The sequence below is a fragment of the Pseudonocardia sp. ICBG162 genome, from assembly GCF_020496225.1.
Classification (GTDB): Bacteria; Actinomycetota; Actinomycetes; order Mycobacteriales; family Pseudonocardiaceae; genus Pseudonocardia; species Pseudonocardia alni.
On the sequence record NZ_JAHLJD010000016.1, the window covers coordinates 1 to 12695 of the forward strand.

Below are 12695 nucleotides of genomic sequence, written 5' to 3' on the forward strand. Positions count from 1 at the left end.
AGCCGGTCTGGACCAACGCGGCGGCGCCGCCGCAGAGGACGGCCTGCTCACCGAACAGGTCGGTCTCGGTCTCCTCCTTGAAGGTGGTCTCGATGACGCCCGCGCGGGCGCCGCCGATCCCGGCCGCGTAGGAGAGCGCGAGCGCCTTGGCGTTGCCCGAGGCGTCCTGCTCGACGGCGATCAGGGCGGGGACGCCCTTGCCGTCGACGAACTGGCGGCGGACCAGGTGGCCCGGGCCCTTCGGCGCGACCATGGCCACGTCGACGTTCGCCGGGGGCTTGATCAGCTCGAAGCGGATGTTGAAGCCGTGGCCGAAGAACAGCGCGTCGCCGTCCTTCAGGTTCGGCTCGATGTCCTGGGTGTAGATGAAGCGCTGCTTGGTGTCGGGCGCCAGGACCATGATCACGTCGGCCCAGGCGGAGACCTCGGCCGGCGTGCCGACCTCGAGGCCCTCGTCGGCGGCCTTCTGCCGGGACTTGGAGCCCTCGGGCAGACCGATCTTCACCTCGACCCCGGAGTCACGCAGGGACAGCGAGTGCGCGTGCCCCTGGGAGCCGTAGCCGATCACGGCGACCTTGCGGCCCTGGATGATCGACAGGTCGGCGTCGGCGTCGTAGTAGATGTTGACACTCATGGCTCTGGGACGGTTCCTCTCGGAGGTTGTGTAGCGACGACTGTCTAGCGGACGGCCGCGGCGGTGATGGACCGGGGGCCGCGGCCGACGGCCACCATCCCGGACTTCACCATCTCGCGGATCCCGTAGGGCTCCAGCATGCGCAGGAGCGCGTTGAGCTTGTCGGCCGACCCGGTGGCCTCGACCGTGACCGCCTCCGGGGAGACGTCGACGACCTTGGCGCGGAACAGCTGCACGGTCTCGACGACCTGGCTGCGCACCGTGGCGTCGGCCCGGACCTTGACCAGCAGCAGCTCGCGCTGCACCGAGGCGTCCGGCTCCAGCTCGACGATCTTGATGACGTGCACCAGCTTGTTGAGCTGCTTGGTGACCTGCTCCATCGGGAGCTCGTCCACCTCGACGACGATCGTCATGCGGGAGACGTCGGGGTGCTCGGTCGGGCCGACCGCGAGCGAGTTGATGTTGAACCCGCGCCGCGAGAACAGCCCGGAGACCCGGGCCAGGACACCCGGCTTGTCCTCGACCAGGACCGAGAGGGTGTGGAGCTCGCTCACTTCTCGCCCTCCAGGGCCTGCTCGGTGACGTCGGCGACCGCGTCGACCGACGCGGCCAGCTCGTCGTGCTCGAACTCCGGCCGGATGTCGCGCCGGACGTTGATCTCGTCGTTGCTCGTGCCCGCGGCGACCATCGGCCACACCTGGGCGTCGGCACCGACGACGAACTCCACGACGACCGGCCGGTCGTTGATCTCCATGGCCTGGTGGATGACCCGGTCGACGTCCTCCTTGGACTCGACCCGCAGCCCCTCGCAGCCCATCGCCTGCGCGAGCATCGGGAAGTCCGGGATGCGCAGCTTGTGGGTGTTGAGGTCGGTGTTGGAGTACCGCTCGCCGTAGAACAGGTTCTGCCACTGGCGGACCATGCCGAGGTTGCCGTTGTTGATGACGGCGACCTTGATCGGGATGCCCTCGATCGCGCAGGTGGCGAGCTCCTGGTTGGTCATCTGGAAGCAGCCGTCGCCGTCGATGCACCAGACGACGGCGTCCGGCTCGCCGACCTTGGCGCCCATCGCGGCCGGGACCGCGTAGCCCATGGTCCCGAGCCCGCCGGAGTTCAGCCAGGTCCGCGGCTTCTCGTACTTGACGAACTGCGCGGCCCACATCTGGTGCTGGCCGACGCCCGCGGTGTAGATCGCGTCCGGCCCGGCGATCGCGCCGATCCGCTCGATCACGTACTGCGGCGAGAGCGCGCCGTCGGTCGGCTCGTCGTAGCCGAGCGGGTAGCGGTCGCGCAGCCCGCCGACCTGCTTCCACCAGGCCGACAGGTCCGGCTCACCGTGCTCGGCGCGGTCCGCACGGACGGCCTCGACCAGGTCGGCCAGGACCTCCTTGCAGTCCCCGACGATCGGCACGTCGGCGCGCCGGTTCTTGGAGATCTCGGCCGGGTCGATGTCGGCGTGGATGATCTTCGCCCCGGGGGCGAAGCTCTCCAGCTTGCCGGTGACCCGGTCGTCGAACCGGGAGCCGAGCGCGACCAGCAGGTCGGACCGCTGCATCGCCGCGACCGCGGCGACGGTGCCGTGCATCCCGGGCATGCCCAGGTGCAGCGGGTGGCTGTCGGGGAACACACCGCGCGCCATCAGGGTGGTGACGACGGGCGCCCCGGTCAGCTCGGCCAGCTCCCTGAGCTCCTCGGCGGCCTCGGCCTTGAGGACACCGCCGCCGACGTAGAGCACCGGCTTGGCCGACTCGCGGATGAGCCGGGCGGCCTCGCGGATCTGCTTGCCGTGCGGCCGGGTCGTCGGCCGGTAGCCGGGCAGCTGCAGCTCCGGGGGCCAGGAGAACGTGGTCTGCTCCTGCAGCACGTCCTTCGGGATGTCCACCAGGACCGGGCCGGGCCGGCCGGTGGACGCCAGGTGGAAGGCCTCGGCGATCGCGCGCGGGATCTCCGTCGCGTCGGTCACCAGCATGTTGTGCTTGGTCACCGGCATGGTGATGCCGGTGATGTCGGCCTCCTGGAAGGCGTCGGTGCCGATCAGCGGCCGGGTCTGCTGACCCGTGATGGCCACCAGCGGCACCGAGTCCATGTGGGCGTCCGCGATCGGGGTGACCAGGTTCGTGGCCCCCGGCCCGGACGTCGCCATGCAGACCCCGACCCGGCCGGTGGCCTGCGCGTAGCCGGTCGCCGCGTGTCCGGCGCCCTGCTCGTGGCGCACGAGGATGTGACGCACCTTCGTCGAGTCCAGGAGCGGGTCGTACGCGGGCAGGATCGTCCCGCCGGGCAGCCCGAAGACGACCTCGCAGCCGATCTCCTCGAGCGAACGCACCAGGGACTGGGCGCCGGTCATGGGCTCGTCCACGATGCGCGGGCCGGGCACGGTGGTCTCACCGGGTGCCGGGGCCGCGCTGCGGGACGTGCCGGAGGCCGCGGACCGGCCGGGCGGCGGGCCCGGCTTCGGGCCGGGCGAGCCGGGCTTGGCGGGGACGGTGGTCATCTGGGTCTGCCTCGCTGGAGATCGTGTCGATCAGATGCCGGACATGGGCTGGACTCGGAGCTGGACATGAAAAAACCCCCGCCGCCCGGCACTCCGGGCGCTGCGAGGGTGAGCGCGTCGTCGTTCGAGAAGGTCGAACTCAGGCGACGACGCGCCCAAGAAGTACGAGAATTCGAACGGCGAACATGCATCGACGCTAGCACGCGTCCCACGGACGGAGTCAAACGACCCCACCCGTCCGGGCCGTGGGGTCACGGTCCGGATTTGTCACACTGGGGTCGTGAGCAGCACCGACGACCGCGCCGTCCCCCCCCGACCCCGCCTCCGCCGACCCGCAGCCGGCCCCGGGGGCGTCCCAGCAGGTGGACAGCGAGCTGGCGTGGACCCCCCGGGTCCGCGACGAGGGCCGCAAGCTCCGCGTGGGCTCGCGCGCGCTGGTGTTCAAGCCGAGCCGGCTGACCATCTTCGCCATCCTGGTCGCGGTCGTCGGGTCGACGCCGCTGGTGTTCAGCCTGCCGTGGTTCTGGGTCGTGCTGCTGGCCCCGGCCGCGGCGATCGCCTGGATCCTGCGGGTCCGCACCACCGTGGACCCGGAGACGCTGACCGTCCGCGGCGCGTTCTCCTCCCGCACCGTGGACTGGGACGACGTGCGCGGTCTGCGGATCGGCTCGCGCTCGCGGGTCAGCGCGGTGCTGGGCGAGGACGACGCCCTCGTCCTGCCCGCGGTGCACGCGCGCGACCTGCCCGCGCTCTCGGTCGCCAGCGGCGGCCGGTTCGCCGACCCGGCCGCGGTGACCGACCCGGAGGATCCGGCCGAGGGTCACTGACGCCCGTCGCGGGGCGTACGGTTGCGGGCGATCGGCCCGCCGGCCGGCGGGACGCGACCCGCCCCGCCGCCGTCGCGCCGCACCCCCCGGGCGGCTCGTGCCCACGCTCCGCGACGCGCCCACCGGGGTCCCTCACGAACCACCACGGAAGACCCGGCTGGAGAAGACCGATGCCCGCCCTGCGTTCCCGCGTCACCACCCACGGTCGCAACGCCGCCGGAGCGCGTTCGCTCTGGCGCGCGACCGGCATGGGCGACGACGACTTCGGCAAGCCGATCGTCGCGATCGCCAACTCCTACACCCAGTTCGTGCCCGGCCACGTGCACCTCAAGGACATGGGTGACCTCGTCGCGGGCGCGATCAAGGAGGCGGGCGGGGTCGCCAAGGAGTTCAACACGATCGCCGTCGACGACGGCATCGCGATGGGCCACGGCGGGATGCTCTACTCCCTGCCCAGCCGCGAGATCATCGCCGACGCGGTCGAGTACATGGTGAACGGCCACGCGGCCGACGCCCTGGTGTGCATCTCCAACTGCGACAAGATCACGCCGGGCATGCTGAACGCCGCGATGCGGCTGAACATCCCGACCGTGTTCGTCTCCGGCGGTCCGATGGAGGCCGGCAAGGCGGTCGTCGTCGGCGGGGTCGCGCAGGCACCCACCGACCTGATCACCGCGATCTCGGCGTCCGCGTCGTCCGAGGTGGACGAGGCCGGCCTGGCCGAGGTCGAGCGCTCGGCCTGCCCGACCTGCGGGTCCTGCTCCGGGATGTTCACCGCGAACTCGATGAACTGCCTCACCGAGGCGCTCGGGCTCTCGCTGCCGGGCAACGGCTCCACCCTGGCCACGCACGCCGCGCGCCGCGAGCTGTTCCTGAACGCCGGGCGCACCGTGATGGACCTGGCGACCCGCTGGTACCGCGACGACGACGCGTCCGCGCTGCCCCGCAACATCGCCACCCGCGAGGCGTTCGAGAACGCGATGGCGCTCGACGTCGCGATGGGCGGCTCCACCAACACGGTGCTGCACATCCTGGCCGCCGCCCAGGAGGGCGAGATCGACTTCGACCTCGCCGCGATCGACGCGATCTCCCGGCGCGTGCCGTGCCTGAGCAAGGTCGCGCCGAACTCGGACTACCACATGGAGGACGTCCACCGGGCCGGTGGCATCCCCGCCCTGCTGGGCGAGCTGTGGCGGGCCGGGCTGCTCAACACCGGGGTGCACACCGTGCACTCCCCCACGCTGGAGCAGTGGCTCACCGAGTGGGACATCCGGTCGTCGGCCCCGTCGGAGACCGCGGTCGAGCTCTACCACGCCGCGCCGGGCGGGGTCCGGACCACGCAGGCGTTCTCGACGGAGAACCGCTGGTCCTCCCTCGACACCGACGCCGCGGGCGGGTGCATCCGCGACCTCGAGCACGCCTACTCCGCCGACGGCGGCCTGGCCGTGCTGCGCGGGAACCTCTCGGTCGACGGCGCCGTGATCAAGACCGCGGGCATCCCCGAGGACATCTGGGAGTTCGAGGGCCCGGCCGTGGTGCTGGAGAGCCAGGAGGACGCCGTCTCGGCGATCCTCAAGAAGGAGATCAAGCCCGGCGACGTGCTGGTCATCCGCTACGAGGGCCCCTCGGGCGGGCCGGGCATGCAGGAGATGCTGCACCCGACCGCGTTCCTCAAGGGTGCCGGGCTGGGCAAGGTCTGCGCCCTGATCACCGACGGCCGGTTCTCCGGCGGCTCGTCGGGCATCTCGGTCGGCCACGTCTCCCCCGAGGCCGCCGCCGGCGGCACGATCGGGCTGGTGGAGAACGGCGACCGGGTCCGGCTCGACGTCCGCGCCCGGTCCCTGGAGCTGCTCGTCGACGCCGAGGTGCTCGCCGACCGGCGCGCCAAGATGGAGTCCTCCGAGCGGCCGTGGCAGCCCGTCGACCGGCAGCGCGTCGTGTCGAAGGCCCTGCGCGCCTACGCCCACATGGCGACCAGCGCCGACACCGGGGCGGTCCGCCGCATCCCCTGATCAGCACGTCCCGACGGCCCCGGTCCGCGCCCTGCGGACCGGGGCCGTTCGCGTCTAGGTTGGTTGTCATGGCTACCGGAATGCGTCTCGGAACCCGCCGTCTCGGCGACCTCACCGTCTCCGCCCAGGGCCTGGGCTGCATGGGCATGAGCCAGGCCTACGGCGACACCTCCGACCGCGCCGAGTCGATCGCGACGATCCACCGCGCCCTGGACCTGGGCGTCACCCTGCTCGACACCGCGAACGTCTACGGCGACGGCGCCAACGAGGAGCTCGTGGGCGCCGCGATCGCCGACCGCCGCGACCGCGTGGTCCTGGCGACGAAGTTCGGCATCGTCCGCGACGCCGCGGGCAACCAGGGCGCGCAGGGCGACCCGGCCTACGTGCGGCGGTGCGCCGAGGAGTCGCTGCGCCGCCTCGGCGTCGACCACATCGACCTCTACTACCAGCACCGCGTCGACCCGGACACGCCGATCGAGGAGACCGTCGGCGCGCTCGCCGGGCTGATCGAGGAGGGGAAGATCCGCCACTACGGGCTCTCCGAGTGCGGCGCGGACACCGTCCGCCGCGCCCACGCCGTGCACCCGCCCGCCGCGGTGCAGTCGGAGTGGTCGCTGTGGACGCGCGGCATCGAGGAGTCGGTCGCGCCGACGTGCGCCGAGCTGGGCATCGGCGTCGTGCCGTTCTCCCCGCTCGGACGCGGCTTCCTGACCGGCGCGATCACCTCGACCGGCCAGCTCGGCGAGGGCGACATGCGCCGCGGTCTGCCCCGCTTCTCCGACGAGAACATGGCCGCGAACCTCGCGATCGTCGAGGCGCTCACCGCCATCGCGCAGCGCCGCGGGGTCACCGCCGGGCAGCTCGCGCTGGCCTGGGTGCAGAGCCGCGGGGAGCACGTCGTGCCGATCCCGGGGACCAAGCGGCGGACCTACCTGGAGCAGAACGTCGAGGCCGCCGTGCTGGAGCTGTCGGCGGACGAGCTGGCCGAGATCGAGGCGGCCGCCCCGTCGTCGGCGGTGGCCGGGGAGCGCTACCCGGCGCACCTGCAGCGCAACGTCGGCCGCTGAGCCGGGCGCCCGGCCGTCGTCTCAGCCGGAGGCGGCGGCCGCGGCGCGGCGCTGTCCCGCGGCCTGCGCCCGCCGGGCGTACAGCACGGTCCAGCCGATCAGCACGCCCAGCACCGCGAGCGGGACGACGGCGTTCACCACCACCATCGTCGCGACCGGGAGCCGGTAGGTCAGCACGATCCGCACGACCGCCTCGGCGACCAGCACCACGCCCCACACCGCGGTGAGCACGCGCTGGGTGCGGCGGAAGCCGGCGTACTGCCAGAGCCCGTCCCACCAGGCCACCCGGGCCGGGTCACCGCCGGTGGCGAAGCGACGGCCGAACCAGAACATCAGCGGGCGCGGGAGCAGCACCAGCGAGCCCAGCAGGAGCAGGCCGAGCACGCCCGTCGTCGCGGACTCCTTGAGCAGCAGGATCCGCGGGTCGGAGAACACCAGCCCGACCACGGCGCCGACCACCAGGAACACCAGCACGAGCACGCCGAACTCGTCGATCCGGCGGCTGCGCAGCCAGGTGATGCCGATGTCGAGCAGCGGCCCGATGCTCCCGGCGAGCAGGGCGGGGACCGGGCCGACCCCGCGGTCGGTGAGGACGTCGTAGACCACCACGGGCACCGCGATGCTCAGCACGATCATCTGCGCCCAGGACAGTGCCTGCCCCATTCCGTTCCGGCCCGCTGCCTCTACCATCGGTTCCCCCGAACTGGACGGAATGGTTCACGACCGTGAGCAGAGGTGTAGAGCTGGGCGCGCTCGTGGCAAGGCGCAACCCGACGAGCGGTGTGGTCGCGTCGCTGCTGCGCGTCGCCGGTCGTGACGAGCTGCCCGCCGCCGTGCTCGTCGGGCTGCTGGGCGATCTCGGCATGCGCGAGCCCGCCGCGCGACGGCTGCTGGCCCGGATGCGCGAGGACGGCCAGCTCGCGGGCCGGCGCGACGGGCGCGCCGTGCACCTGCGCCTCGACGGCCCGTTCGGGGCGGCGGTCCGGCGCCTCGGCGACGACCTCGGCGCCCGTCCCCCGGAGTGGACGGGCTCGTTCCGGGCACTGCTGCACGCCGTCCCGGAGCAGGAGCGGGCCTACCGCGACCGGCTGCGGCGCACCGCCGTGCTCGCCGGGTACGGGGTGCTGCAGCCGGGCGTGCTCATCGCGGTGGCCGACCGCGGCGCCGAGCTCGCCGAGGTGCTGGCCGACGCCCCGCCCGGTGCCCGGGTGACCGTGGCCGGGCTCGCGGTGGACACCGCCGAGGCGGCCCGCGTCGCGGTCGGGGCGTGGGACCTCGACGGGGTCGCGGCCGTCCTGGCCGGTCACGCCGACCGCCTGGCCGCCGCCGCGGCGTCGCCGCCCGGGGGCGGTGCCGGGTGCCTGCGCCGCCTCGTCGAGCTGACCAACCCGGTGTTCGTCGACCTGGTCCGGGCGCCGGCGCTGCCCACGGTCCTGCTGCCGCCGGACTGGCCCGCCGCACGTCTGGTCGACGAGCTGCGCGGCGTGCTGGACCGCTGCGTCCCACCGGCACACGCCCACGTCCGGGCCCGGCTGGAGGCGGCAGGCGTGGGGTGACGAGGCGGACCCGATGTTTGCCGGTCCCCCCGCGGCGGACATCCGTCGGATAGGAGCGCGACCCGCGCCACCCCACGACGGAAGGGCACCATGACCGCCTACGTGACCACGAACCCCGCCACCGGGAAGACCGAGAAGACGTTCCCCGAGCTCGACGACGCGGCGGTCTCCGACGTCCTGGGCCGCGTCACCGACGCCTACCCCGGGTGGCGCGCGACCCCGGCCGCCGACCGGGCACGGATCCTGGTCCGGGTGGCCGAGGCCTACGAGGCCCGCAGCGACGAGCTGGCCGCGCTGATCGCGACCGAGATGGGCAAGCCCGTCAAGGAGGCAGCGGGCGAGGTCGCACTGGCCGCGTCGATCTACCGCTGGTACGCCGAGCACGGCCCGGACCTGCTGAGCAGGGAGACCCTGGACCCGCAGGGCGCGCAGGAGTCGGTGGTACAGACCGAGCCGATCGGGCCGCTGGTCGGGGTCATGCCGTGGAACTTCCCCTACTACCAGGTGGCGCGGTTCGTCGCGCCGAACCTGGTCGTCGGGAACACGATCGTCCTCAAGCACGCCCCGATCTGTGCCGCCTCGGCCGAGGTGATGGACGAGATCTTCCACACCGCGGGCGTCCCGGCCGACGTCTACGTCAACGTCTACGCGACCAACGAGCAGATCGCCGACATGATCGCCGACCCGCGGATCCAGGGGATCTCCCTGACCGGCAGCGAGCGGGCCGGTGCCTCGGTCGCCGAGACGGCGGGGCGCAACCTGAAGAAGGCCGTCCTGGAGCTGGGCGGGTCGGACGCGTTCATCGTCCTCGACGACGCCGACGTCGCCCGCACCGCGAAGGTCGCCGCCCGGGCCCGCCTGATGAACGGCGGCCAGGCCTGCAACTCCCCGAAGCGGATGATCGTGCCGACCGACAAGGTCGAGGAGTTCGTGTCGGTGCTGGTCTCGACGTTCGAGGCCACCGAGCACGGCGACCCGACCGACTCCGGCACCCGGCTCGGCCCGCTGTCCTCGGTCGCGGCGCGCGACGGCGTCGCCGAGCAGGTGCGCCGCGCCGTCGAGCAGGGCGCCACCCTGCACACCGGCGGCGAGGTGCCCGACGGCGACGGCGCGTTCCTCCGCCCGGCCGTGCTGACCGGCGTCACGAAGGACATGGACGCCTACTCCGAGGAGATCTTCGGACCGGTCGCCGTGGTCTACGGCGTCGACTCGGTCGACGAGGCGGTCACGCTGGCCAACGACGTGAGCTACGGGCTCAGCGGGTCGGTGTGGAGCGGCGACATCGAGCGCGCGCAGGAGATCGCCGACCGGCTCGAGGTGGGCATGGCCTACGTCAACGAGCACGGCACGACGCTGCCCGGGCTCCCCTTCGGCGGGGTGAAGCGCTCCGGCTTCGGCCGTGAGCTGGGCCGCTGGGGCATGGGCGAGTTCGTCAACACCCGGCTGCGTCGCACGGCCAAGCCGAAGGGCTGAGCCGGGATCAGCCGCGGCGGGCGGTGGCGAGCAGGTCGCCCAGCTCGTCGAGGGCCGCGGCGGCGACCCGGACCATCGAGGTGACCCGGTCGGGGTCCTGGTGGTCGGCGGCGAACGGCAGGAACTGCACGTGCGCCGCCGCCCGCGCCCACGCCGTCTCCACCGCGACCATGGCGGGCGGGTCCGGCGCGCCGAGCGCGGTGTGCAGGGTGTCCCGGTAGACCGCGGGCACCGGCGACGACGGCGCGTCGGCCGGGCCGTCGGACGGGGGCGCGGCCAGCACCACGACGTCGAGCGACCCCACCGCGACGCGGGCATTGCCCCAGTCCAGCAGCACCGCACCGGCCGGACCGGCGACGACGTTGCCGCGGTGGGCGTCGCCGTGGCACAGGGTGCGGGGCAGGGCGCGCAGCGCGGTGCGGGCGCGGTCGTCCCCGGCCCAGGCCACGACGGACGCGGCCGCGGCGTCGTGCCCGGCCGCCGTCAGCCGGTCCGCGGCGTGCCCGCACAGCCGCGCCCACCAGGCGTCGTCGACGACGGGGACGCCGCGCGGCCGGTTGCGCCGCCAGTGCGCGTGGACCAGCGCGAGGGTGCGCCACACCTCGTCGGGTACCGGGGCCCCGGCCGGCAGCGGCGCGCCGGGCTCGTGGTCGAGCAGCACCCAGCCGTCGCCGGAGCCGAGCATCCGCGGCAGCCGGACGGACCCGTTCACCACCGCGACGGCGCGCAGCGCGGCCGTCTCCACCGCCCCGGTGTGCTTGAGGACGACCGCGGTGCCGTCGTCGAGGTCGATCCGCTCGGCCCCGCCGGAGGCGTACCCGCCGGTCAGCGGGGTCCGGGCCCGCACCGCGAGGTCGCGACGGCGGCGCCGGGCGAGCGGGCGCAGCCACGCGTCGTCGGCAGGGGTCACCGGCGCAGCACGAACAGGACCAGCAGCGACACCGCGACCGCGACCAGCAGCGACAGCACCGACCACGGCAGCGGGCGTCGCTGATAGGTGCGCCCGGCGTCGAGGGCGATCCGCCCGGCCCCGGCGAACACCAGCGCCGCGGCCCCGGCGCCGAGCAGCAGGTCCAGCTCCAGGGAGTTCGCGCCGTCCGAGGCGAACAGCGGCACCGACAGGGCCGGCACCAGCGCCACCACCACGGCGACGACCTTCGTCGCGAGCAGGCCCGCCGCGGCGAAGGGCGTCAGCAGCCCCAGCACGAGCAGCACGCCGAGGACCAGCTGACCGACCGCGAGCACCCAGGCCAGCGGGCCGGCGAAGGACGTGAACCCGGCGTCGGCGAGCGCGGTCGCGCTGGCGTCGAGGCCGATCCCGCCCGCGACGCCGAACAGCTTGCGTGCCCCCGCCGCGGCGAAGGACGCCCCGACGACCAGCCGCAGCACGAGCAGCCCGATGTCGGAGGAGAGGTGGGCGGGGACCGGCATGCGCTCCGGGCGGGTCTTCTCCGCCGGTTCGTCGCCGGAGATGTTGCCCCAGTCGTACTGCTGCGTGGGCCCGCTCATGGTCGGCGACAGTACCGGCGCGCGCCTAGTAGGCGCCGGTCACGAGGTTCGGCGGCGCGTCACCGGCGGCGAACGCCGCGAGCTGCTCGGCCGCGACGCCGTAGGCGCGGCGCATCGCCAGCGGCACGCTGCCGCCGACGTGCGGGGTGAGCAGCAGTCCGGGCGCCGACCACAGCGGGTGGCCCGCGGGGAGCGGCTCGGGGTCGGTGACGTCGACGGCGGCCCGGATCCGCCCCGAGGTCAGCTCCGCGACCAGCGCGTCGGTGTCCACCACCGGCCCGCGCGCGCCGTTGACGAGCAGCGACCCGTCGGGCATGGCGGCCAGGAAGCCGGCGTCGACCATGCCGCGGGTCTCGTCGGTGAGCGGGACGATCAGCACGGTCGCGTCGTAGTGCGGCAGCAGCGCGGGCAGCTCGTCCCAGCCGTGGACGCCGTCGCGGGCGGTGCGCCCGACCAGCGCGGTCTCCACCTCGAAGGGCTCCAGACGGGCCGGGTCTTCTGCCCGACGTCGCCCGCGCCGACGATGAGGATCTTCTTGCCGGCCAGCTCCTCGGTCTGGTGGTAGTCCCACTCGCCGCGGTCCTGGGCACGCACGAATCGGTCCAGGTGCCGGTAGACGGCCAGCAGCACCGACACCACCCACTCGGCGGTGGCCCCGCCGTGCGCGCCGCGCCCGTCGGAGAGGCCGACGCCCTCGGGCAGCCGCCCGATCCACGTCTCGGCGCCCGCGGTGAGCAGCTGCACCAGCTCCAGGTTCGGGACCTGCTCGATGATCCCGACCGCGTCGGAGCCCGCCAGGAACGGCGCGACCAGCACGCGGGCGTGGGCGGCCTCGTCGGGCAGCGGCTTCTCCGGGTCGTAGACGACCGGATCCAGGCCGTCCACACCGGACAGGATCTCGGCTCCGACGGTGTGCGGCACCAGGACGGTCAGGGCTGCTCATGACGCCCGACCGTACTCACCGGGCACTCACCTCGCGGGGCCTAGCCTGGTTCCTCGTGACCGCCCGGCTGCTGCTGATCGTCGCGACGCTCGTCGTGCTGCTGAGCGGCTGCGCCACCTTCCCCGACGCGGGCTCCCGCGACTGGCGCCCGCAGGCCGAGGGCGAGGGCGAGCTCGGCGG

The 12695-nt window shown here is 73.7% G+C and carries 11 protein-coding genes and 1 pseudogene; 5 read left to right on the forward strand and 7 right to left on the reverse strand.

The features are described from left to right. The 3 genes from ilvC to KPL60_RS13930 all read right to left on the reverse strand — a co-directional run. A partial coding sequence (gene ilvC, locus KPL60_RS13920; RefSeq protein ID WP_226366099.1) for a ketol-acid reductoisomerase occupies nucleotides 1–634 on the reverse strand: 634 nt, incomplete at its 3' end. Nucleotides 635–678: 44 nt separating this feature from the next. Further along, nucleotides 679–1188 (reverse strand): acetolactate synthase small subunit, encoded by a 510-nt coding sequence (ilvN, locus tag KPL60_RS13925; protein WP_062397155.1) that lies wholly within the window; start codon nucleotides 1186–1188, stop codon nucleotides 679–681. Beyond that, complete coding sequence (locus tag KPL60_RS13930; protein ID WP_226364473.1) at nucleotides 1185–3128, reverse strand: acetolactate synthase large subunit; 1944 nt, start codon at nucleotides 3126–3128, stop codon at nucleotides 1185–1187. Before KPL60_RS13930 ends, ilvN begins: the two co-directional genes overlap by 4 nt. A gap of 362 nt (nucleotides 3129–3490) precedes the next feature. Between KPL60_RS13930 and KPL60_RS34660 the strand changes: the two genes are divergently transcribed. From KPL60_RS34660 to KPL60_RS13945, 3 genes are all read left to right on the forward strand, one after another. Beyond that, nucleotides 3491–3955, forward strand: a complete 465-nt coding sequence (locus KPL60_RS34660) for a PH domain-containing protein (protein WP_226364474.1) — start codon at nucleotides 3491–3493, stop codon at nucleotides 3953–3955. A gap of 170 nt (nucleotides 3956–4125) precedes the next feature. After that, nucleotides 4126–5967 (forward strand): dihydroxy-acid dehydratase, encoded by a 1842-nt coding sequence (gene ilvD / locus KPL60_RS13940; protein WP_226364475.1) that lies wholly within the window; start codon nucleotides 4126–4128, stop codon nucleotides 5965–5967. Nucleotides 5968–6035: 68 nt separating this feature from the next. Next, nucleotides 6036–7034: an aldo/keto reductase gene (locus KPL60_RS13945; RefSeq protein ID WP_226364476.1), complete on the forward strand. Its 999-nt coding sequence runs from the start codon at nucleotides 6036–6038 to the stop codon at nucleotides 7032–7034. A gap of 21 nt (nucleotides 7035–7055) precedes the next feature. Here the strand turns inward: KPL60_RS13945 and KPL60_RS13950 are convergent, their stop codons facing one another. Then, nucleotides 7056–7697 (reverse strand): VC0807 family protein, encoded by a 642-nt coding sequence (locus tag KPL60_RS13950; RefSeq protein ID WP_226364477.1) that lies wholly within the window; start codon nucleotides 7695–7697, stop codon nucleotides 7056–7058. Nucleotides 7698–7759: 62 nt separating this feature from the next. Here KPL60_RS13950 and KPL60_RS13955 point away from each other — a divergent pair, with 62 nt between their 5' ends. Together KPL60_RS13955 and KPL60_RS13960 are read left to right on the forward strand one after the other, a co-directional pair. Then, the gene (locus KPL60_RS13955; RefSeq protein WP_226364478.1) at nucleotides 7760–8590 is read left to right on the forward strand and encodes a hypothetical protein; all 831 of its coding nucleotides are present in this window, start codon (nucleotides 7760–7762) and stop codon (nucleotides 8588–8590) included. A gap of 90 nt (nucleotides 8591–8680) precedes the next feature. Beyond that, nucleotides 8681–10063, forward strand: coding sequence for an NAD-dependent succinate-semialdehyde dehydrogenase (locus KPL60_RS13960; protein WP_226350207.1), 1383 nt, complete (start codon nucleotides 8681–8683; stop codon nucleotides 10061–10063). A 7-nt stretch (nucleotides 10064–10070) separates the two neighbouring features. Here KPL60_RS13960 and KPL60_RS13965 read toward each other — a convergent pair whose 3' ends face one another. From KPL60_RS13965 to KPL60_RS13975, 3 genes and pseudogenes are all read right to left on the reverse strand, one after another. Beyond that, nucleotides 10071–10973: a phosphotransferase gene (locus tag KPL60_RS13965; protein ID WP_226350206.1), complete on the reverse strand. Its 903-nt coding sequence runs from the start codon at nucleotides 10971–10973 to the stop codon at nucleotides 10071–10073. Beyond that, nucleotides 10970–11572: a DoxX family membrane protein gene (locus KPL60_RS13970; protein ID WP_226350205.1), complete on the reverse strand. Its 603-nt coding sequence runs from the start codon at nucleotides 11570–11572 to the stop codon at nucleotides 10970–10972. Before KPL60_RS13970 ends, KPL60_RS13965 begins: the two co-directional genes overlap by 4 nt. A 25-nt stretch (nucleotides 11573–11597) precedes the next feature. Next, a pseudogene (locus KPL60_RS13975) lies at nucleotides 11598–12505 on the reverse strand (2-hydroxyacid dehydrogenase). Nucleotides 12506–12695: the final 190 nt, after the last annotated feature.